The organism is Actomonas spartinae (assembly GCF_051209155.1).
GTDB lineage: Bacteria > Verrucomicrobiota > Verrucomicrobiia > Opitutales > Opitutaceae > Actomonas.
The window spans coordinates 136,332-156,854 of record NZ_JBPJGB010000005.1 but is presented as its reverse complement, the minus strand read 5'-3'; the positions used below and the strand labels follow the sequence as shown (position 1 = coordinate 156,854).

Here is a 20,523-nt window from a genome sequence, read left to right as displayed (position 1 = left end):
GCTAGGGACTAACTTCGGACTGAGTTTTCTGGAATGGAGCGGGACTCAGATGGAGTCCTTGTTGCCGATGGCGAAGGAGTTGATGTAGCCGATCGGGTCGCGGGCGTCGTAGGGGTTGCCGTCGATGAACTCATCGGTGGCCGGCTTGTAGCCATCGGTGTCCCACGGGATGTCGGCCTCGGCGATGTGGCCCTCTTCGAGCAGGAGCTTGGCGGCGGCGAGGTAGACGTCGGGCAGGTAGATGTCCTTGACGGTTTCGGCATACCACTCGGCGGGTTTGCTTTCGGTGATCTGGCCCCAGCGGCGCATTTGGGTGAGGAACCAGATGCCGTCGGAATACCACGGGAAGGTGGAGTGGTATTTGAAGAAGACGTTGAAGTCGGGCATCTCGCGCACGTCGGTCTTCTGGAAAATGAAGGTGCCGGTCATGCTGTTCTTGATGACGTCGTAGTCGGCGCCGACGTAGTTGGGTTGGGCAAGGATGCGAACGGCTTCCTCGCGGTTGACGAGCTTGCCGGAGGCGTCGGTCTCATCGAGCCACTTGCCGGCGCGGATGAGGGCCTTGATGACGGCGATGTGCGTCTGGGGATTGGCGTCAGCCCAGGCCTTGGACACACCGAAAACCTTTTCCGGATTGTTCTTCCAAATGTCGTAGTTGGTGGTGACGGGAACGCCGATGCCCTTGGCGACGGCCTGCTGGTTCCACGGTTCGCCGACGCAGTAACCCTGGATGTTTCCGGCCTCGAGCACGGTGGGCATCATCGGAGGCGGGGTGACGGAGAGTTCGACCTCGGCGTCGGTGCGACCACCGATGTCGGTGGCGGTATACATGCCCGGGTGGATGCCGGCGGCGGCGAGCCAGTAGCGGATCTCGTAATTGTGGGTCGAGACGGGGAAAACCATGCCCATCTGGAGCTTGGCGCCCTTGGCGAGGTATTCGTCGACGACCGGGCGGAGGCCCTTGGCGGAAATGGGGTGCTCCGGAGTGGGCGTGTCGAGGTCGAGGTCCTCGAGCTGCATCTGCTCCCAGACCGCGTTGGAAACGGTGATACCGTTGCCGTTCAGATCGAGGGTGTAGGCGGTGACGATGTGGGCCTGGGTGCCGATGCCGATGGTGGCGGCGATGGGCTGACCGGAGAGCATGTGCGCTCCGTCGAGGTTACCGGAGATGACGTTGTCGAGGAGCGTCTTCCAGTTGGGCTGGGCGATCACTTCCACGGCGAGTCCTTCGTCGGTGAAGAAGCCCTTTTCCTTGGCGATCACGATCGGGGCGCAATCGGTGAGTTTGATGAAACCGAATTTGAGTTCGGTTTTTTCCGGAGTGAGCTGGGCGGGGGCGCGAACTGCGCCAGCGACGGCCAACAGGCCGACGAGGACGGTCGAAGCACCGCGACGCAGGCGGGTCGAGAAGCGTGGAAGGGAGCGAATCATGGCAGGATAGACAGGTTGGAATCGGGTCGCAGATGAGTGCGCGGCTTGCGCAGTCGCCCCCTGTTTTAGCCGCAGAAATGCCAAGCGTGCCAAAATGGACAAAAAGCGACATGTATCGATTCGCTGAAAATGCGTCAGATCATTCATACATGAGTCGATCCGTTGGCTGCGGTGGGGAGAAGTGGCGGCAGCATGCGTTTGGTAAATGCGCCGCGCGGACCTTGCGAGAGGCCGCGTGCGTCCGAGCGGCGCGGTGGTGAGCAAAAGCGCTCTGAGGGCTGCGATCACTTTTGCGCGATGAAGACTGCCAGGCGGGATCAGGCCGGGGAGGGCCGTTCGTCGCGACTCATGGCCTGTTGATGCAGGTCGCGGCGAAATAGATCGCGACTGAGGTTGGGAGGCACGCTCAGGCCGGGAGTCAGCACACAGTGACGCCGCAGGCTCTCGAGAATTTGATCGCCTTGGTGCGGGTTGGGCACCGCGCTCTCGCCGACACCGAAGCGGAGGAAGGTGGATTGATCGGCGGTGCGGCCTTGGCCCAGTTGCATCGGACCGACGAGAGAGGCAGCGATGACCTTGGCGGGCTGGTTGAGGTATTCGCGGCGGGCGAGCAACTTCACGAGTTCGGGGCGAAAGGTTGCCTCCTCGCAGCGGGCGGCGGCGGCAGTGAGGGCCTTGATCAGCCGGAGGTGTTCCTCGTGACGATTCTGCGCGAAGTCGGAGCGAACCATGAGCACCTTTTCCGGCTCGCCGGGATGGATTTGGTCGCTGGTGGCCGGGCACCAGCCGATGCCGTGCTGCACCGCGAGGGAGTTCCACGGTTCGCCGACGCAGTAGCCGTCGATGGTGCCGGCGGAGAGATTGCGAAAAACCTGGGGGGGCGGAACGGTGACGATGCGCACGTCGCGCCGCGGGTTGATGCCGCCGGACGTAAGCCATTCGCAGAGGTGCAGATAATGCGTCGAGCAGTGGCCGGGCACGCCCAGCACGACTTGGTGTTCGTGCCGGCGACGGATGATTTCGTCGTGGAAGGATTGCGCGTCGCGCACGCCGGCGTCCCACCAGGAATTGGCGAGTGTGATGGCGTTGCCGCCCATGCTCAACACACAGGCAGTGAGGCAGGGCGTGGCGGGCGCGCCGAGACCGAGACGGGTGGAGATCAACAAGGAGCTGATGGCCTGAGCCGCCTCCAGTTCGCCGAAGGCGATCTTGTCGCGAATGGTCGCCCAACCCAGTTCCCGGCGGAGGTTGACCTCGAGGCCTTGTTCTTTGAACAAGCCGTATTCATGCGCGACGATGAGTGGCGCGGCGTCGACCAGAGCGATGAATCCCAACCGCACACGCAGCCCGGAGACAGGGCGTTTGGTGGCTGAGGTGGTAGAACGGCGTGGCATACAAGGCGCGGCCTCAGCTAGCGGAGTGCCAAGATGATGAGCTTGGCGCATGAAATGCTAGGTGATGGTTCGTTCCGCTCATCCAACGACCCATTCGTATGCCCGCTCTCCTCGACAGTCGCCAACTCCTTGCCTTCACCACGCTGGCCCGCCACGGCAGCTTCACGCGCGCGGCCAAGGAACTGTTTCTCACTCAGTCCGCCGTGAGCCACGCCATCAAGGCGCTCGAAACCGATCTCGGCACCAAAGTTTTTGACCGGGTGGGCAAGAAGGCGCACCTCACGCAGGCCGGCGAGCGCCTGCTTTCGCACGCCGACCGGATTCTGCGCGAGATGCAGGATGCGCGCAGTGGCATCGAGGAGTTGAGCAGTTGGGGCCAATCGCGGCTGCGCGTGGGTGCCAGCACGACGGCGTGCCAATACCTGCTGCCAAGCGTGCTGCGCGAATTTAAGCAGAGTTTTCCCGAATGCGTGATCCGCATCGAGCCGGCCGACAGTCCCGGGATGGGCGATGCGCTCCGCGCCAACGAGATCGACCTGGCGCTCATGCTGCGTCCGCCGAGCCGCGAGGACATTGATTTTCGGCCGGTCTTCGTGGATGCCTTGGAGATGTATGTGGCGCCCAACCATCGCTGGGCCGGCAAACCGCAGGTGGTGCCCTCGGCGGAGGATCGGGGCAAGGAAACCTACGTGCTCTACAACAAAGGCACCTACACCTACCGCATGGTCTTCGATTACCTGCGTGGCGAAGGCGTGACGGTGCAGAATCCGATCGAGATGGGGAGCATGGAGGCTGCGAAAGAGTTGGTGAAGATCGGTCTGGGGGTGGGCGTCTTCGCCCGTTGGGTGGCGCAAAAGGAAGTCGAGGAGGGCTCCTTGGTGCCGGTGCCGCTCGGTCAGACGCCGTTGCGGCGCGAGTGGGGTTTCGGCCATCTCAAGGGCCGCCAACTCGGTCTCGCGGAGGAGACCTTTCTCGGCCTGTTTGAAGCGGCCGCCGAAATGCTGGACCTGGAGCGTCCGGAGCGCGCGGCCTAGCCCATGACGCTCGTCGGGGCTTCAGGTGGTCTTCAGCGTCCGAACCAGCACGCCGACGAACGTGGCACCGAGTAATACGGTGAGTGGCGTCGCCACGGCCTCAGGAAGATAAGTGCCGAGCAGTTCTGTTCCGGCTTGGGCCTGCATGGCAGCGTTCAACCACAAGGTTTGACCGTAAGCCGCGCGCAGCGGCGCGCCGTCGGCGAAAACCAAGAGCTCCGCGGGAACGTGAATCTGTTCCAGGATCAGTTGCAGACCCACGCCCATCGTGAAATCGAGAAGCAGCGCGGCGGCGACCAGCGATCGCGCGCGGAGCGAGAGATGCGTCAGCATGACCGCGGCGGCCGGCAGGAACACCAGCGCCACCGTGAGCAAACAAATGTGCGCGACGCCCCAAGGGCCGGCTTGGGTGTGCGCCGCGATGCCCAACAGCACCAGGGCCGCAGCGGGAACAGCCGCGATCCCGTGGCGCCGCAAGAACGGCCACCAAAGGCGATGGCCCAGGAGCAAAAGCAGCAGGCCGCCCGATCCCAGCAACCCGGGCAGGGTGCCCTGGTAAAAATGAAACGCGTGGTCCCGGGCGGCGGCCCACGGGTTGCCGGGCGGATTCCACGGTGAATCCGCCGCGGGGAGCAGACCGGCTGGCAGCATGGTGCGCTGCAGGTTGATCCAGAACGCAGTGACTGCGTCGCCTTCCTGGGCGTAGCTCACGGTCGAGTTTGAAGCGAAGGTGGTCACCCATCCAAAGCGCGTGATCGACCACGTGAGCCACGTGCCCATCACCAGCAGGAACAGTGCGGCTGCGATCGGCAGAGCGCGGAGAATAGCCCGCCGATGAGTCGCGCGCCGGGCGAGCCATGCGACGGTGCCCACGGCCACGACCAGATAGATGGCGGCCGAATAGTGACTGGCCACAGCGCCGCCAGCGAAGGCTCCGGCCCACTGCAAGTCGCGGCTCCTGCCATGCCGTAGTCCGCGCCAGGTTTCGACGCCGGCCAACAGAATCCAGGCAGCGGTGCCCAGCTTGGTCCATGGAAACGTGGCGTTTTGCGTCAAGGTCGGGGAGGCCATGAAAAGCACCAGCAACCAAGCTTCGGCGCGTTGACTGTGTTCAGAGGTCAGTTCTGCCAGCAGCAGCCGGGCCGGCAGCAAGGCCAAGGCCCCGAGGCAGAGCATGCCGACTTGAAAATGCGCGTAGGTGTCGCCGGTGGCCGCGAGCACGAACGCGAGGATGGTGTTGAGGAGCGGTGGGCGGGAAGGGAAGGGATCGGTGGCGAAGAAGCGCTCGTCGCCCGGCGCCTGGTGCAGAATGTGTTGGGTGCGATGGTAGTGGCCGATCCAATCATTGGTCCAATCGCCGCCGGAGTAGTGACGGATAAGCGCGAGACACGCGAGCAGCCAGCCGGTCCAGACCAGCAGGTGGAGCAGCAAGCCGCGAGTCTGCCGGTCGTGGGCCCAAGTATTCAGTTCGCCACGACAGAGCCACAGCGAAGCCGCCGCGCCGACGCTGGCGAGGAACCACCAACCCGCCGGAATCTGCAGGAGGTGGAGGAGGGTGCCGAGGAGGAAGAGGGACAGCATGCCCGCAAAGGGCGCCAGCGCCGCGCGCCGCCAAGGGGCCAGGTCCCGTGCGCGAACCCACGGCAATCCGCTCCCCCAAAGAAGCACGATCAGTCCCAATACGGCCATTGGGCTCAGAGTCTCAACGGACGAAGGATTCTAGGAAGCAGAATCTTGGCCCACTTTGGCGAAGAGCCAACGGGCGAGGGCGGGCAGGATGATGATGGCGGCGATCATGTTGACGAGGAACATGAAGGTGAGCAGCACGCCCATATCGGCCTGGAATTTGAGCTCCGAAAAAATCCAGGTGCTTACGCCGATCGCGAGGGTGAGACCGGTGAAAACGACCGCGCTGCCGGTGCGGGTGAAGGCTTCGAACATGGCATCCTCAAACCCCATGCCTTCGGCGCGCGCCGCCATGAAGCGGGAAAAGATGTAGATGCCGTAGTCCACGCCGATGCCAACGCCCAGCGCGACCACGGGCAGGGTGGAGGTTTTGAGTCCGATCTGCAGGGCGACCATGAGCGCGTAGCCGAGGTAGCTCACCAGCAGCAACGGCAGCACGATGCACAACATCGCGCGCACGGAGCGGAAGGTGACGAGGCACAGCGTGATGACCGCGCCGAAGACCCAGAAGACGATCGGGTATTGCGCGGCGGCGACGACCTCGTTGGTCGCGGCCATCACGCCGGCGTTGCCGCTCGCGAGGCGGAATTTGACCTTGTCCGAGGGATTGGCGGCCGCGAAGGCCTTCACCTCATCGGTGATGCGCGTGAGCGTCTCGGCCCGATGGTCGGTGAGGAAAATGAGGATGGGCATCACGCTGCCGTCGGCGTTGAGCAGGCCGGTTGAGGTCTCGATGGGAGAAACAGCCTGGGCGAGTGCCTGGGGGTGTGAGGGCAGGATGCGCCACTTGAGCGAGCCCTCGTTCCAGCCGGCGTTCACGGTCTTGGCGACGGAGGTGAGGCTGATGATCGACTGCACCCCCGGGACCTGGCTCATGTGACCTTGGAACTGATCCATCAGCGTGACGACGTCGTAGTCCACACAGGCGTTGGGACCGCCCTCGGCGATGACCTTGAGAATGTCGACCCCAATGGAAAAGCGGTCGGTGATGATGCGGCTGTCCTCGTTGTAACGGGACGTCTGACGCAGTTCGGGCACGCCGGCGTGCAGGTCGCCGATGCGAACCTTTTGGGATTGGCCGAAGGCCCACCAACCGAGTCCGACGCAGATCACCAGAATCGTGGCCGAGACGCCCGGGCGCATGACGATGCAGATCTTCTTCCAGGCGGCGTCGGTGCGGGTGCGCCGACCGGAGATCTTTTCGCGGTAATGGTCGGGCAGTTCGACGTAGGAGAGCAGAATGGGCAGTAGGAAAAGGTTGGTGATGATGATCACCGCGACACCGAGCGAAGCGGTGATGGCCAGCTCGCGGATGACTTCGATCTTGATGATGAGCATCGTGACGAAGCCGAGGGTATCGGTCAGCAGCGCCACCCCACCGGGCACCAACAACTGACGGAAGGCCGCGCGGGCCGCCTCGACGCTGCTGTGACCGGCAAAGGCCTCGGCGCGGTAGGCGCGCATCATCTGCACACCGTGGCTGACGCCGATGGCGAAGATGAGGAAGGGCACCAGGATCGAATAGGGGTCGAGACCGAAGCCGAGGGCGTTGAGGACGCCGAGTTGCCAAACCACCGCGATGAAGGCGCAGGCGAGGGTGAAGGCGGTGAGCTTGAGCGACTGCGAATAAAAGAGGACGAGCAGGCCGGTGATCACGAAGGAAACGCCGAAGAAGAAGAGCACGTTCTGCGCGCCGTCGGAGATGTCGCCGATGACCTTGGCGAAGCCGATGATGTGCACGCCGAGGCGCACATCGACGGCCCAGCCCGAGAACTGACCGCGGATGTTGTCCTCCAAGGCCTTGGCGACCTCGATGTAGTCGATGCGCTCGCCGGTGGCGGGATCGACCTCCAGAAGTTGGGCGCTGATGATGGCGCCGGAGAAATCGTTGGCGACGAGCTGCCCGAGTTTGCCCGACTTGATGATGTTCTCCTTCACCTTGGCAAAGTTGGCGGGCGTGGGAGTGAAGTCGGCCGGGATGACGTTGCCACCGGAGAAACCGCCGTCGACCACCTCGACGTAACGCACGTTGGGGGTGAAGAGAGACTGCACCTGGGCCCGGTCGACGCCGGGGAGGAAGAAGACCGCATCGGTGGCTTCGCGGAGGGCGGCGAAAAACTCCGGGGTGAAGATGTCCTGCCCGTTGCGCGCCATGAGGGCGATGACAACCTGATTGGCGCCGCCGAAGTCGGATTCGTATTCGGTGAAAGTCTCGATGTAAGGGTGGTCGAGCGGCAGCGACTTTTTGAAACTCGCGTCAACGTGCGTGCGTGACGCGAACCACGCCATGAGCACCGTGAGCAACGCGAAACACACGACCAACTTGGTGCGCTGACCGAATACGAAGTTCTCGAGCAGATCGGTGATGCGATCCTTCATGAAGAGGGGTGGGGCACAGAAGTCACAGAGGCGGCAAAGAAGTCACGGAGGCACAGGTGAAAGGAGTGCAGTGGGAGGTGGAGTGGCTCTGTGCGCTCTGTGATCAACTCAGTGTCCTCTGTGTCTGAAAATTCTGCCTACGGAGCCAGTTGCGCGCCGTGCTCTCCGAAGGTGAGGAGTTGGCCATTGGGGGTGAGAAGCAGTTCGGCGATGCCCGAGGTGGCGTCGGTCGGGGCGGTGAAACTCTTGCCGCCGTCGCGGCTGATCCACCAGGTGCGGGCTTGGCCGGTGAGGATGATGCTGTGGGCGGCGTCGAGTTCGATGCCGGTCATGAGCAGGCCGGTGCCCGGCGTTTTGATGGCGGTCCAGGTGTCGCCGCCGTCGGTGCTGCGATAGACGCGGCCGCGCAGGCCGTAGGCGAGCAGGGTGTGGTTGGAAAGCTCCAGCACGCCGTAGAGTGAACCGTCCTCGTCGGTCGACAGCGTGTCCCAGGAGGCGCCGTTGTCGGTCGAACGGAGGAGCATGCCGAGTTCGCCGGCGAGGAAGAGCGTGCCGTCGTTCAGCCGCGTGATGCGGTTGAGATGCATGTCTTCGTCGAGAATGAACTCCTGGTCCCAGGACGCGCCGGCGTCGTGGCTGACGAAGTAGGAGCCGAAGGCGCCGACGGCGATGAGGTGACCACCGTCGAGTGCCAGCAGGTCGAGGAAGGGAGACTCGGGGTCGGGGCCGGTGTATTGAAGTTTCCACGACAAGCCGCCGTCGGTGGTGCGCAGGATGACGGCGCCGTGGCCGGCGGCCCAACCGTTGCGCGCGTCGGCAAAGCTCACGGCGCACAGGGTGGTGGCGACGCCGGACGGGGTGTCGGTCCAGGTTTTGCCACCGTCGGTCGAGCGGCGGATGAGACCGCGCTCGCCGACGGTGATGATGGCATCACCGGCGAGGGTGGCGTCGAGCAGCAGCGGGCCGGAGACGGCGGCGTGGAGACCGGTGGCAACGGAAAGCGCGATCAACGCGAACAGGACGCGGGCCAGGGTGGTTCCCGCGGTCGGAGGAACCGACCCACGGGATCTGCGCTGATCGCTGGCGGTGCTCACTTGATGCCGGAACGGCGGAGGGCGGCGGGTGAGTAGTCGCGTTCGTCGCGCTGGATGCTGAAGTCATACATCGGCTGGTCGTTGTCCAAGCCAATGGCGAGGTAGCGGCCCGCGATGAGGTCGGTGTGGACCTCAAGCGTGCTCCAGAAGGTTTGGGCGTCGTAATAGTTGATGCAGTGGGCTTCGGAGACACGCCAGAGTTCGCCGCGCGAGTCGTATTGGTCGACGGCGAGGATCTGCCAGGAGTCTTCGTCGACGTAGAGGGTGCGGCGCGGGTAGAGGTGGCTGGTGCCTTCCTTGAGTTTGGCCTCCACGACCCAGACGCGGTGCTTTTCGTAGCGGGCGAGGTCCTGGTTGATGTGGAGCGGGGTGAGGATGTCGTCGGGCGAGATCTGGTCGCTGTGCAGTTTGTAACTGTTGTAGGGGACGATCATCTCGCGCTTGCCCACGAGTTCCCACGTGTAGCGGTCGGGCGCGCCGTTGAACATGTCGAACTGGTCGGAGGTGCGCATGCCGTCGGCGGCGGTGCCGGGGTTGTCGTAGGCGACCTGCGGGGCGCGGCGCACGCGGCGCTGACCGGCGTTGTAGACCCAGGCGCGGCGCGGTTCGACCACCTGATCGAGGGTCTCGTGGACGAGCAGGATGGTGCCGGAGAGACGGGCCGGCGCGAGCACGGCCTGTTGGAAGAAGATGATGGTGTTGTTGAGGTCGCCGGGACCGATGTCGTCGCGGGCGTAGTTGAACCAGAACTCGTCCTCAAATTCGACCATGGTGTAGCTGCCGTTGCGCGACGGGGCGGCCTGACCGATGCGGCGCACGGCGGCGTCACCGCGGTAGCGCAGGAGGTGGTTCCAGAGGACCTCGAGGCCGTTTTGCGGGACCGGGAAGGGGATGCCGCGGATGGTGCCTTCAACGCCGGAGCCGTCGTTGACGAGGCGGGCGGTGGGGGCGAATTCCTTGGTGGCGTCGTAAATGCGCTGCGGGGCGGACGCGCTGCGGTGGCTCGGGTAGACGACGAGTTTGTAGTCGTCGTAGGTCTCGAGCAGCGCGATGGCGCCGGCGGTGAGTTGGTCGCGATATTGGCCGAGGTTGGCGCGGGTGATCGTCACGATCGGCGCGTCGCCGGCGTAGGGATCGGGGTGATGGTCGCCGACGCTGTAGCCGGCGGGCGGCGTGGTGATGCCGCCGGTCCAGGCCGGGATGGAGCCATCGGCGTTGCCGGCCTTTTCGGCGCCGAGCGGGGTGAGGTCGTTGCCGAGGCGGGCGAGGTCAGCTTCGCTGATTTCGGCCAGGGCAAAGGAAGCGCAGGCGGTCGAAAGGAGAAGACCACCGGAGAGTCGAAGAAAGGTTTTCATATCAGGGGTGAGGTGGCTCGGGGGGGTTAGAAGGAATACTTGAGCGTGGTCGCGAAGTAGTCGCGGTCGCCGAGGAGGTTTTGCACGCCGCCACCGAAGTAGGAGACGTAGCGGACGTCGGCGGACCAGGCGTTCTGCCATACGAACTCGGCGGAGAGGCTGAGCGACTTGCGGCCCTCAAGGTAGTTGGAGAGGGGGGCCGGGCTGTTGCCGGAAACATCGTGGCTGAAAGCGACGGTGGGCAAGACGTTCACGCCGGCGAAGACGTTGTTGTATTCGAGGCGGGCGAGAAGTTGGTAGCCCCAGGCAAAGTCGTCGGCAAAGTAGCTGGTGGGCGTGGCGGGCAGGGTGCTGCCGGTGCCGATCATGGCGGTGGGGTCGCCGGAGGTATAGGTGCCCTGCACCTCGTAGCGAAGCACGTCCTTCGCCGGAATGTCGGCCCAGAGGCCGCCGATTTCACCGACCATTGTGAGCGAGCTGGCGCCGAGGGTGGGGCCGAAGACCTTGGTGAAGGTGCTCTGGGCGGTCCACACATCGTGGCGGCGATGGCCGCGGATGATCTGGCGGTATTGGCCAAGGTAATTGCCGAGCTGGTTGTTGGCGCCGAATTGAGGGGCGAGGGTGGAGAGCGCGGCGAAGAGCAGCTCCACGTCATCGACCTGCAGCGGCATGTCCTGCTTGTAGGAGACCTCGCCCTGCCAGGCGATGCCGAGGTTGGCGAGGTCGGCGTTGAAGGAGGCGCCGAGCATCGTGATGTCCTCGGGGTATTCGATGAAGTAGTTGGCGGTGGCGGCGGCGGAGAGCAGGCCGAGCTGCTTGGCGCCGGCGGCGATCTGTTGGGCACCGGGGTAGAAGGCTGCGAAATTGGCGAGGGTGGGGTGCTGCGCGATGGCGGCGAGCGGCACATCGGTGAGCGCGGCGCCGAGGAGCTGCGGCAGGATGGAGGGGATGGCCTGGGCCGGCACGCCGTTGGCGAGCATGGCCGGGACGAGCTGCTGCTGCGCGAGGGCGGAAGCCGTGCCCTGCACCTCGGCTGAGCTGATACCCCGCGAAGGCGTGAGGGCATTGATCAGCGGGAGGCGGCTGTGGAATTTGGCGAAGTAGAGGCCGAACTCGGTGTCGTTCAGGCCGGGAGCGAGGTAGCGCAGGGCGAGGCCCCATTGATTGTAGTCGTTGCCCTCGTCGTCGCGGCCGCGCGGGATGGCGCCGAGTGTGCCGGTATCGGACAGGGCGCCGAAACCGAGGTAGACCATGTCGCCGCCGCGGGAGGCAAAATCGTTGGTCGAGAAGAAGGTGCCGGCCGGCTCGATTTCGGTGTGGCGGAACTCGAGCAACCAGAAGGCCTCGACGGAGAGGTTTTCGGTGAGGTCGGCCGCGACCTTGAGCATGTTGACGGGCAGGAAAGCCTCGCGGACTTCGGCGCCCGGCACGCGGATGTTGGCGACCTCAATCGGGTTGATGATGTTGTTGCCGTTTTGCAGGAAGGTGGACTCACCCAGGCTGAGCACCTGGCGACCAAAACGGATGTCCAGCGGCACGTCCCCGACATCGAAACGGAACACGCCGTAGAGGTCGAAGTAGTCGAGGCGATTGCCGGAGTAATCGAGGGCGGCCGGCGTGAGCGGCTTGCGCAGGTTGTTGGCACCTTCAACCGCGTCGTCGTAGAACCAAGAGGCGCGGGTGAAGAGGCCGAAGGTGTCGCCCAACTGGACCTCAAGTTCAGAGGTGACCTTGAAGGCTTTGGAAACCCAACCCTTGCCGAAGTTCAGGTTGCCGTCGTCGCTGTTGACGGAGTTGGCCAGGCCGCCGTTGGAGGTGCCGATGAGCTTCGGGTCCGGATCGTCGAGACGGTATATGCCGCCGACGGAAATCGTGGTGTCGAAGCTGCCACTCAAGTCGCCTGCGGTGAAGGTGATTGCAGACAGAGACGAGGCAGTGAGGAGTGAACCCGCGAGCCACCAGGCTCGGGCTGAGGTGTATGGTTGCATGGACGTTGTGTGGTTCTTGAGTCGAGCCGCTCGGCCCGGGGGGCCGGCGACACAATCACCCGGTTAATGGGTTGGGGGTTTTACCCGCGTGATCTTGTGACGCGAAAGTTACGATCTGGGTGATGCGAGACAAGCGGTAAAAGCCCGAACGGACGGGGCCGGAAGTTACCCATTTGCTTGGATTCAACCCTTGCGGTGGCAGGCAATTGGGTAAGTTGTGCGTTTGCCCACATGCAGGCCGAAACGCACATCCACATCAAAGGTGCCCGGGAGCACAATTTGCAGAACCTCGAGCTGCGCCTGCCGCGGGGAAAGTTGGTGGTGATCACGGGGCCGTCCGGCTCCGGCAAATCCTCGCTCGCCTTCGATACGGTCTACGCCGAGGGCTACCGCAAATACATGGAGTCCTTGTCGACGTCGGCGCGGCAGGTGCTCGAGCAATTGCCGCGGCCCGACGTCGACTACGTGCACGGCCTTTCCCCGGTGTTGGCGATTGAGCAACGCACGGCCGGCGAATCACCCCGCAGCACGATCGCGACGGTCACCGAGGTGGCCGACTACGCGCGGTTGTTGTGGGCGTTGCACGGCGAGGCGCATTGCCCGAAAGACGGTGGCAAAGTCGTGCGACGCTCGCTCGATGACAACGTGGCGCGGGTGCTGGCCGAGGCCGCCGGCCAGCGGGTCATGGTGCTCGCGCCGGCATTGCGGGCGAAACCGAGTGTGTTGCGCGACGAGTTGCCCCGCCTGCGCCAACGCGGTTTTCAGCGCGTGCGGCTTCAGGGAGAGGTGAAACAGCTGGATGACCCCGCGCTGTTGCCGACGGGTTTGCCGCCGGTCGAACTGCCGGTGGACATCGTGGTGGACCGGCTTGTCGCAGCCGTCGATCAACGCAGCCGACTGGCGGACTCACTCGAGCTGGCGTTTCGCGAAGGCGGCGACCGCGCGGTGATTCTGGCGCAGGCGAATCGGGATGCACCGTGGCGCGAGATTCAGCTCAGCCAGTCGCTGGCCTGCGAGGTGTGCGGCGATGTCTTCGAGAAGCTCACGCCGCGGCACTTTTCGTTCAACCACAGCCAAGGCGCGTGCACGACCTGCGGTGGACTCGGGCGCAAGCTGCGTTTCGTGCCGGAGCTGGTGGTGCCGGACCCGAGCAAGAGCGTGCGGGGTGGTGCGATCAAACCGTGGCGCCTCGGCGGGAAAAATCTCATCATCAAACACAACGCGCTGCTCAAGCAGCTCGCGGAGCAGTTGCCCTTCGACGCCAACACGCCGTGGGCGGAGCTGCCGGAGACGGTGCGCGAGACCTTGTTGCACGGGGCGGGGGAGCGACTGTTCGCCTTCAAGCTGAAGCGCATGCGCGAACCCAAGGCGATGCCGTGGTCCGGTGTGATCCCGGCGCTGGATGAAACCTGGCGCGATACGGAGAGCGACGGCTTTCGCGCTCGGCTCTCGACCTTCATGATCAGCGGCGCGTGTCCGGAGTGCCACGGCACCCGCCTCAACGCGCGCAGTGGTGCGGTGGTGGTGCGGGCTGGGGAACGGACGCTCAACCTACCGGAATTCTTCGCCCTCGATGTGAGCGCGGCGCACGAGGTCGCGGTGGACTTGCAGGAACGATTTTCAAAGGAGGAAGCCTTGCGCGACGTCGTCACTGGGATCGAGCAACGGCTGCGTTTTCTGGGACAGGTGGGTTTGGGTTACCTGTCACTGGATCGCGACTACGGCACGCTGTCCGGCGGCGAGTCCCAACGCGTGCGGCTCGCGACCCAACTCGGCATGGGCCTGATGGGCGTCATCTACGTGCTCGACGAGCCGAGCATCGGCCTGCACCCGGCGGACAACGAGCGTTTGCTCTCGCTGCTCACCGAACTGCGCGATCGCGGCAACACGGTGTTGGTGGTCGAACATGACGAAGACACGATGCGCTTGGCCGACGAGATTCTCGAACTCGGTCCGGGAGCCGGCAGTGAAGGCGGCCGCGTGCTCTTTCAGGGCCCGCCGCGGGAGCTGATGAAGCCGTCGACCAAGGCCAGCGTGAGCGGCCCCTATCTTGCCAAGCGCGTAAAGGTCGAGAAATCGGTCGCCAACAAATCTCCCGCCGGCGCTTTCCTCACCGTGCGCGAAGCGCGGCAGCACAACCTGCGCGGCGTGGATGCCCGGTTTCCCGTCGGGTTGCTGACCTGCGTGACCGGCGTGTCCGGTTCGGGCAAGAGCACGCTCGTCAACGACATCCTCGCCGCCGCGGCCGCGAAAAAATTGAACGGGGCGAAGTCGGTGGCCGGATTGCATCGCCACATCGAACACCTCGATTTCTTCAACAAGCTGGTGCAGGTCGACCAGTCGCCGATTGGGCGGAGTCCGCGATCCAATCCCGCCACCTACACCAAGCTGCTCGACCAATTGCGCGACCTTTACGCGCAGGTTCCGTTGGCCAAGGTGCGCGGTTACAAGGCGAGCCGGTTTTCCTTCAACGTGCGCGGCGGTCGCTGTGAGCGCTGTCAGGGAGACGGCGCGATCAAACTCGACATGCAGTTCATGGCCAACGCCTACGCGCCATGCCCGAGCTGCGGCGGCAAACGCTTCAACCGCGAAACGCTCGAAGTTCTCTTCCACGGCTACTCGATTGCCGACGTGCTCGCCATGTCGGTGCGCGACGCCATGGAGCTGTTTCGGAATATCCCGCGGATCATGGACAAGCTCGAGACCCTGTCGGCGGTGGGGCTCGGTTACCTGCAACTGGGCCAGTCCGCGACCACGCTTTCGGGCGGCGAGGCGCAACGCCTCAAACTCTCGCTCGAGCTCTCCAAGCGGCAGCAGGGCGAGACGCTCTACATCCTCGACGAGCCGACCACGGGCCTGCACTGGGTCGACATCCAGCACCTGATGAATCTGCTCTTCAAACTGCGCGATGCGGGCAACACCGTCATCGTGATCGAGCACAACCTCGATGTCATCAACCTCGCCGACTGGGTCATCGATCTGGGGCCGGGGGGCGGGCGCGACGGCGGCGAGATCGTGTATGCAGGCGACCGTCGCGGCATCGTCGACGAACCGCGCAGCCTGACGGGGGCGGCCCTGCGACGCTGGGCGCAAGCGCCGGATGGATAACAACCTAGGAAGAAGTTCTTAACCCAAGTGGGGTTGCGGCCGAAGACAAAGGAGCATGCGTGAACCCCGCCCCACAAGTTCCTGGGGATGGCCACGCTGTCTCCTTCTTTCTTCATGATCGGTTCCATTAAGTTCTGCGTCGCAGGAGTGCGCACGCCCGAGGTCGCGCTCGCCGCGGCGGCGGCGGGCGCTGATGCGATCGCGGTGGAAGTTTCCCCGACGTCGCCGCGTTGCGTGGAAGCGACGGACCGGGCCGCGTGGTGGGGGCAACTACCCGAGGGCCTCACTAAAGTGGCGCTCGTGCGCAATCCCGGCTTTGGCGACCTGGAGGCCGTGGCGGGGGATGAGTTCGATCAGGTCATGATCTATTTCCCCAACGAAACCCCGTTCTTCGAGGTGGCTTTGTGGACCGATACGGTGTCGCCGGAGCGGCTGTGGTTTGCGCCGCAGGTGTTGCCGGGCGGAATCCTCGATCTGGCGTTCTTGCCGCTGGCGGATCGCATGGTGCTCGATCGCTACCGACCGAACTCGATGGACCTCGAAGCGAAGACCGGCGATTGGGGGGAATTTGCGCGCCTGCAGGCCATGCATGCCAAATGCGAATGGGTGTTGGCGGGCGGCCTCGGCACCGAGACGATCGCGGACGCGATCACCGCCGCGCAGGCCCGCAGCGTGTTGCTCAGCGGCGCTGCGATCGAAAGCGCTCCGGGCGAAATCGATCTGGCGAAGATGCAGGCTCTGCTCAATGCGGCGGAGCTGCTGGCGGCCTGAGGCGGTGCGGTGGTAATCCTTCAGCGGGCCAGGGGCCGGCCAAGTCCCGCGCAGGCTTGGCCAAGCGACGCGGCGCGCGGCTGAGGCGGTCGGCGTATCCTGTCACCATGCACCTGAACTTACATCTCCCGGCGGTGCCGCTGAGCCGGGGTGAGCGCTGGTTCCTCGCCATCGCCTGGATGGTGATCGTGGCCAAGTGCGTGTTTGTGAACTGGGCGTTCCAACACTGGAGCGTTCCGCTGCACGCCAACTGGGTCATCCTGCCCACGCTCGCCTTCGCGGCCGTCGCCACCGTTCTCTGGGTCACGCACAAGGAATAGCGCCGCGCACGCAACGCGCCGTGATCGCCGCGCCTGCTCAGCGCACGGCGGCCCAGACGCGTTGCACGTCGTCGTGGTCCTCAAGCGCCTGCAGAAACTCGCCGACCTCGGCGCGTTGGTCGTCGTCGAGGTCCGGGAACATTTTGGCCACGTAGCCGATCTCGGCCGTGACGACGGACCAGCCGTTTTGGGTCAGCCAAGTGGATACGGTGTGGGTGTCGGTGCGCTCGGTGAGGAAACGGGCGCCGAGATGATCCTCGGGGATGTCGTCGTTTTGCTCGTTGGTGAGCGTTTCGACTTCGTTGGCACCGGCTTCGATCGCGGCCTCCTCGGGGTCGAGGGCGGTGTCGGGGTGGGAGGCTTCAACGATGCCCACGTGTTCGAAGAGAAACTTGTTGCTGCCGGCGAGGCCCAGTGCGCCTTTGCGGAAGAGGACGCGGATCTCGGGCGTGGTGCGCTGCACGTTGTCGGTGTAGGCCTCGACGATGACCGGCACCTTGTGGGGCGCGTAGCCCTCGAAGACAACCTGATCCATGATCATCTTCTCGTCGCCGATGCCGGCGCCCTTGCGGATGGCGCGTTCGATGACCTCGCGGGTCACGCTGGCTTTGCGGGCCTTTTCGACGGCGGCGAAGAGGCGGGGGTTGGCGTCGATGTCCGGTCCGCCGAGTTTGGCGGCGACGGAGAGCTCTTTGACGATCTTGCCGACAAATTGCCCCTTCTTGTTGTTAACGATGGCACGTTTCGCGTGCAGCCATTGGCGACCCATGAACTGCTGCTAGAACTGCCGCGGCCGGTCGGCAAGCGCGGAGATGGGGTGAAACTATTTTGGGTTTCGGGTGAATCTTTCCCGAACCAGCGGCGTCACAAAAGGTCAGACATCCCTGCTTGTTATGAAAAAGATCCTTCTCTCCACGATCACGCTCAGCGCGCTCCTTTGGGCCTCCGGTTGCCAGACGGCGGGCGAGAATGAACGCCAGGGCGCCAAGGTCGGCGCGTTGGCCGGTGCCGTCATCGGCGCGGTCATTGGCAATCAGTCCGGCGAGGCCGGGGCTGGTGCTGCCGTGGGCGCCGCCACGGGTGCGGTGGTGGGATCCGCCATCGGAGCAGAAAAAGACAAGGAGAACCGCCGCTACGAGCGCGGCACCGTGCGGGCCGAGCCGGCGCGCGACCAATACGGCTACTCGCTCGACGATTACATGCGCCTGATGACCAACGAAGAAATGGACATCCTGCAGGCGCGCGCCGACGCCCGTCCGGAAGTGCCGATGGGCCAGTTGCTCACCGACCGCGAGAAAGCCAATCTGCGTCGTCGCGAGGTCGCTGATCGCGAGATCGGGTCCTGAGGCGCGTCTGACCAGCTTGGCCATTGCCAAGCGTCGGTGAGCTTGCGTGCATGTCCGGATGCCCGATTCGGAAAGCCCGCTGCGACCGCCGAGAGCGGGCACTGCATTCGATCCGGATGTGGTGCTCGAACGCTTTCTCGCAGCCATGTCTGCGCGCGGACTGGAGCTCTACCCGGAACAGGAGGAAGCGATCCTCGAGCTGTTTGGCGGCAGCAATGTGATCCTCAACACGCCGACCGGTTCGGGCAAATCACTCGTCGCGGCGGCGGCGCACTATCGCGCGCTCTGTGCGGGGGAACGCTCGGTCTACACCTGCCCGATCAAGGCGCTGGTGAATGAGAAGTTCTTGTCCATGTGCCGGGACTTCGGTCCGGAAAACGTGGGCATGATGACCGGCGATGCCTCGGTGAACCCCGAGGCGCCGATCCTGTGCTGCACGGCGGAGATTCTGGCCAACATCGCGCTCGCGCGCGGTCCGGACTCGGACGTGCGGGTGGTGGTGATGGACGAGTTTCATTATTACAGCGACCCGGAGCGCGGCTTCGCCTGGCAGGTGCCCTTGCTCGCGATGCCGCAGAGCCGCTTCCTGCTGATGTCGGCCACGCTGGGAGACACCGGTTTCTTTGAGCGGGAGATGACACGCGTGACCGGCGCGCCGTCGGTCACGGTGCGGAGCGACCGGCGACCGGTGCCCCTGAGTTTTGAGTATTCCGAAACGCCGTTGACCGAGCGTGTCGCCGAGTTGGTGGCGGGGGGCAAGGCGCCGGTGTATCTCGTCTATTTCACCCAGCGATCCGCCTCGGAGTCGGCGCAGGGTTGGATGAGCCTCAACCTCAATACCAAGGAGGAGAAAGCGCGCCTCGCGGAAGCCCTCGAAGGCGTGCGCTTCAACAGTCCCTACGGCAAGGACATGAAACGTTGGCTGCGGCACGGGGTGGGGGTGCACCACGCGGGGCTGCTGCCCAAATATCGCATCCTGGTGGAGCGACTGGCGCAGCAAGGGCTGCTCAAAATCATCTGCGGCACCGACACGCTCGGCGTCGGTATCAACGTGCCGATCCGCACCGTCGTGTTCACGCAGTTGTGGAAATACGACGGGCGCAAAGCCGCGGTGCTAAGTGTGCGGGACTTTCGGCAGGTGGCGGGGCGGGCGGGGCGCCGCGGCTACGACGACGAAGGTCTGGTCGTGGCGCAGGCGCCCGAACACATCATCGAAAACAAACGGGCGGAAGCGAAGGCGGCGAGCGACCCGAAAAAGAAGAAGAAACTTGTGCGCCGGACCGCACCGCCGGGGGCGGTGGTGTGGGACGAGCGCACGTATCAGAAACTTCAGGACGCACCGTGCGAGGAACTGAGCTCACAGTTTGGCGTGTCACACGGCATGTTGTTGTTGGTGCTCTCGCGCAGCGGCGACGGTTGTCGGGCCATGCGGGACCTTATTCGTGACTGCCACGAGACGCCGCACAAGAAGGCCCAGTTGCGCCGGCGCGCCTGGCAGTTGTTTCGCGGCCTCATTGAACGCGGCATCGTCGAGCCGCAACGGCAACTGGACGGGGCGAGTGGTCCGATGGCCGGTGGCCGTAAGCTGCGCATCAACGTGGAGCTGCAGGAGGACTTTTCGCTGCACCATGCGCTTTCTTTGTTCCTGATCGATACCCTGCCGTTGCTCGATGCGGAGTCACCGGATCACGCGCTCGATGTGCTGACGCTTTGCGAGTCGATCGTGGAGGACCCGGATGCCATTCTTCGTAAACAGGTCGATCGCCTGAAAACCGAAGCACTGGCGGAGATGAAAGAGGACGGCGTGGCCTATGAGGAACGCATGGAAAAACTCGACGCGATCGAGCACCCGAAGCCCCTGCGCGATTTCCTCTACGAACGCTTCAATGAATTCGCGGCCAAGCATCCGTGGGTGGAGCAGGAGAACGTGCGCCCCAAATCGATCGCGCGGGAGATGTTCGAGCGTTACGACTCCTTTGCCGACTACGTGAAACGCTACGGCCTGCAGCGCAGCGAAGGGTTGTTGCTGCGACACCTTTCCCAGACTTGGAAGGTCCTGAGTCAGACGGTGCCGGCCGGCTTCAAAACCGAGGCGGTGACGGAGTTGGAAGTTTACTTCCCGGAACTGATTCGTGGCATCGACTCCAGTTTGTTGGAGGAATGGGAGCGGATGCAGAATCCCGACTTCGTCGCGGAGGATTCTCCCGAGAAGCCGACCCGTTCCACACCGGTCGATATCACGCACAACCCGACGGAGTTCACGCGCCTGGTCCGGTTTGCGGTGCATCAGATCCTCCAGGATGCGAATGCCGGCGACTTCGATGCGATGGCCGATCGCACCGGTGCGACGGAGCGCGAGATCGAGGACGCGTGGCGCCCCTTCTTTGATGGGTTCGGTCGCTTGCGGCTCGACCCGGAGGGACGGGCCAGCAAGCACACCCACATTGAGCGGGACGCGGCGGAGTGGCGGGTGGCCCAAGTGCTGATCGACGGCGAAGGGCAGGGAGATTGGGAGCTGCGCGTTGCGGTTGATTTGGCGGCCTCCCGCGCGGCGGGTGAGGTCGTGTTGCGCTGGGAAGGCGTCGCACCCATCGGCGGCTTGGGGCCTCAATAAAGC

At 64.4% G+C, this 20,523-nt stretch carries 14 protein-coding genes; 6 read left to right on the top strand and 8 right to left on the bottom strand.

Annotation, left to right across the window (positions count from 1 at the left end; translation table 11 throughout):
• Nucleotides 1–45 precede the first annotated feature (45 nt).
• Both AC0MRV_RS19545 and AC0MRV_RS19540 read right to left on the bottom strand, forming a co-directional pair.
• On the bottom strand, nucleotides 46–1,431 hold the full coding sequence (locus AC0MRV_RS19545; RefSeq protein ID WP_472766197.1) for a CmpA/NrtA family ABC transporter substrate-binding protein: 1,386 nt from the start codon (nucleotides 1,429–1,431) through the stop codon (nucleotides 46–48).
• A 317-nt stretch (nucleotides 1,432–1,748) separates the two neighbouring features.
• Nucleotides 1,749–2,825: a CmpA/NrtA family ABC transporter substrate-binding protein gene (locus AC0MRV_RS19540; protein WP_472766196.1), complete on the bottom strand. Its 1,077-nt coding sequence runs from the start codon at nucleotides 2,823–2,825 to the stop codon at nucleotides 1,749–1,751.
• 98 nt (nucleotides 2,826–2,923) lie between these two features.
• On the opposite strand from AC0MRV_RS19540, the gene AC0MRV_RS19535 reads away from it, so the two are divergent.
• Nucleotides 2,924–3,859, top strand: coding sequence for a LysR family transcriptional regulator (locus tag AC0MRV_RS19535; RefSeq protein ID WP_472766195.1), 936 nt, complete (start codon nucleotides 2,924–2,926; stop codon nucleotides 3,857–3,859).
• Nucleotides 3,860–3,880: 21 nt separating this feature from the next.
• On the opposite strand, the gene AC0MRV_RS19530 is transcribed toward AC0MRV_RS19535, so the two are convergent.
• The 5 genes from AC0MRV_RS19530 to AC0MRV_RS19510 form a co-directional block, all read right to left on the bottom strand.
• Complete coding sequence (locus AC0MRV_RS19530) at nucleotides 3,881–5,440, bottom strand: hypothetical protein (RefSeq protein ID WP_472766194.1); 1,560 nt, start codon at nucleotides 5,438–5,440, stop codon at nucleotides 3,881–3,883.
• A gap of 138 nt (nucleotides 5,441–5,578) precedes the next feature.
• The gene (locus AC0MRV_RS19525) at nucleotides 5,579–7,924 is read right to left on the bottom strand and encodes an efflux RND transporter permease subunit (RefSeq protein ID WP_472766193.1); all 2,346 of its coding nucleotides are present in this window, start codon (nucleotides 7,922–7,924) and stop codon (nucleotides 5,579–5,581) included.
• Nucleotides 7,925–8,061: 137 nt separating this feature from the next.
• Nucleotides 8,062–8,934 carry a WD40/YVTN/BNR-like repeat-containing protein gene (locus AC0MRV_RS19520; RefSeq protein WP_472766192.1) on the bottom strand — a complete coding sequence of 291 codons (873 nt, stop codon included), beginning with the start codon at nucleotides 8,932–8,934 and terminating at the stop codon, nucleotides 8,062–8,064.
• Between the two features lie 80 nt (nucleotides 8,935–9,014).
• A complete protein-coding gene (locus tag AC0MRV_RS19515) occupies nucleotides 9,015–10,373 on the bottom strand; it encodes a DUF1329 domain-containing protein (protein ID WP_472766191.1) in 1,359 nt (452 codons plus the stop codon).
• Nucleotides 10,374–10,399: 26 nt separating this feature from the next.
• On the bottom strand, nucleotides 10,400–12,361 hold the full coding sequence (locus tag AC0MRV_RS19510) for a DUF1302 domain-containing protein (protein ID WP_472766190.1): 1,962 nt from the start codon (nucleotides 12,359–12,361) through the stop codon (nucleotides 10,400–10,402).
• A gap of 231 nt (nucleotides 12,362–12,592) precedes the next feature.
• On the opposite strand from AC0MRV_RS19510, the gene uvrA reads away from it, so the two are divergent.
• The 3 genes from uvrA (at nucleotide 12,593) to AC0MRV_RS19495 (ending at nucleotide 16,560) form a co-directional block, all read left to right on the top strand.
• Nucleotides 12,593–15,469, top strand: coding sequence for an excinuclease ABC subunit UvrA (gene uvrA / locus AC0MRV_RS19505; protein ID WP_472766189.1), 2,877 nt, complete (start codon nucleotides 12,593–12,595; stop codon nucleotides 15,467–15,469).
• Between the two features lie 114 nt (nucleotides 15,470–15,583).
• Nucleotides 15,584–16,240: a hypothetical protein gene (locus AC0MRV_RS19500; RefSeq protein WP_472766188.1), complete on the top strand. Its 657-nt coding sequence runs from the start codon at nucleotides 15,584–15,586 to the stop codon at nucleotides 16,238–16,240.
• A 107-nt stretch (nucleotides 16,241–16,347) separates the two neighbouring features.
• Nucleotides 16,348–16,560: a hypothetical protein gene (locus AC0MRV_RS19495; protein WP_472766187.1), complete on the top strand. Its 213-nt coding sequence runs from the start codon at nucleotides 16,348–16,350 to the stop codon at nucleotides 16,558–16,560.
• Nucleotides 16,561–16,597: 37 nt separating this feature from the next.
• Here AC0MRV_RS19495 and AC0MRV_RS19490 read toward each other — a convergent pair whose 3' ends face one another.
• Nucleotides 16,598–17,329 (bottom strand): YebC/PmpR family DNA-binding transcriptional regulator, encoded by a 732-nt coding sequence (locus tag AC0MRV_RS19490; RefSeq protein WP_472766186.1) that lies wholly within the window; start codon nucleotides 17,327–17,329, stop codon nucleotides 16,598–16,600.
• A gap of 124 nt (nucleotides 17,330–17,453) precedes the next feature.
• Between AC0MRV_RS19490 and AC0MRV_RS19485 the strand changes: the two genes are divergently transcribed.
• Nucleotides 17,454–17,906: a glycine zipper domain-containing protein gene (locus AC0MRV_RS19485; protein ID WP_472766185.1), complete on the top strand. Its 453-nt coding sequence runs from the start codon at nucleotides 17,454–17,456 to the stop codon at nucleotides 17,904–17,906.
• A 145-nt stretch (nucleotides 17,907–18,051) separates the two neighbouring features.
• A complete protein-coding gene (locus tag AC0MRV_RS19480; RefSeq protein ID WP_472766184.1) occupies nucleotides 18,052–20,520 on the top strand; it encodes a DEAD/DEAH box helicase in 2,469 nt (822 codons plus the stop codon).
• The last annotated feature ends 3 nt before the right edge of the window (nucleotides 20,521–20,523 follow it).

Coding starts and splice junctions, on each gene's coding strand:
- AC0MRV_RS19545 (WP_472766197.1), bottom strand. CDS start 1,431: ATGATTCGCTCCCTTCCACGCTTCTCGACCCGCCTGCGTCGCGGTGCT.
- AC0MRV_RS19540 (WP_472766196.1), bottom strand. CDS start 2,825: ATGCCACGCCGTTCTACCACCTCAGCCACCAAACGCCCTGTCTCCGGG.
- AC0MRV_RS19535 (WP_472766195.1), top strand. CDS start 2,924: ATGCCCGCTCTCCTCGACAGTCGCCAACTCCTTGCCTTCACCACGCTG.
- AC0MRV_RS19530 (WP_472766194.1), bottom strand. CDS start 5,440: ATGCTGTCCCTCTTCCTCCTCGGCACCCTCCTCCACCTCCTGCAGATT.
- AC0MRV_RS19525 (WP_472766193.1), bottom strand. CDS start 7,924: ATGAAGGATCGCATCACCGATCTGCTCGAGAACTTCGTATTCGGTCAG.
- AC0MRV_RS19515 (WP_472766191.1), bottom strand. CDS start 10,373: ATGAAAACCTTTCTTCGACTCTCCGGTGGTCTTCTCCTTTCGACCGCC.
- AC0MRV_RS19510 (WP_472766190.1), bottom strand. CDS start 12,361: ATGCAACCATACACCTCAGCCCGAGCCTGGTGGCTCGCGGGTTCACTC.
- uvrA (WP_472766189.1), top strand. CDS start 12,593: ATGCAGGCCGAAACGCACATCCACATCAAAGGTGCCCGGGAGCACAAT.
- AC0MRV_RS19500 (WP_472766188.1), top strand. CDS start 15,584: ATGATCGGTTCCATTAAGTTCTGCGTCGCAGGAGTGCGCACGCCCGAG.
- AC0MRV_RS19495 (WP_472766187.1), top strand. CDS start 16,348: ATGCACCTGAACTTACATCTCCCGGCGGTGCCGCTGAGCCGGGGTGAG.
- AC0MRV_RS19490 (WP_472766186.1), bottom strand. CDS start 17,329: ATGGGTCGCCAATGGCTGCACGCGAAACGTGCCATCGTTAACAACAAG.
- AC0MRV_RS19485 (WP_472766185.1), top strand. CDS start 17,454: ATGAAAAAGATCCTTCTCTCCACGATCACGCTCAGCGCGCTCCTTTGG.
- AC0MRV_RS19480 (WP_472766184.1), top strand. CDS start 18,052: ATGTCTGCGCGCGGACTGGAGCTCTACCCGGAACAGGAGGAAGCGATC.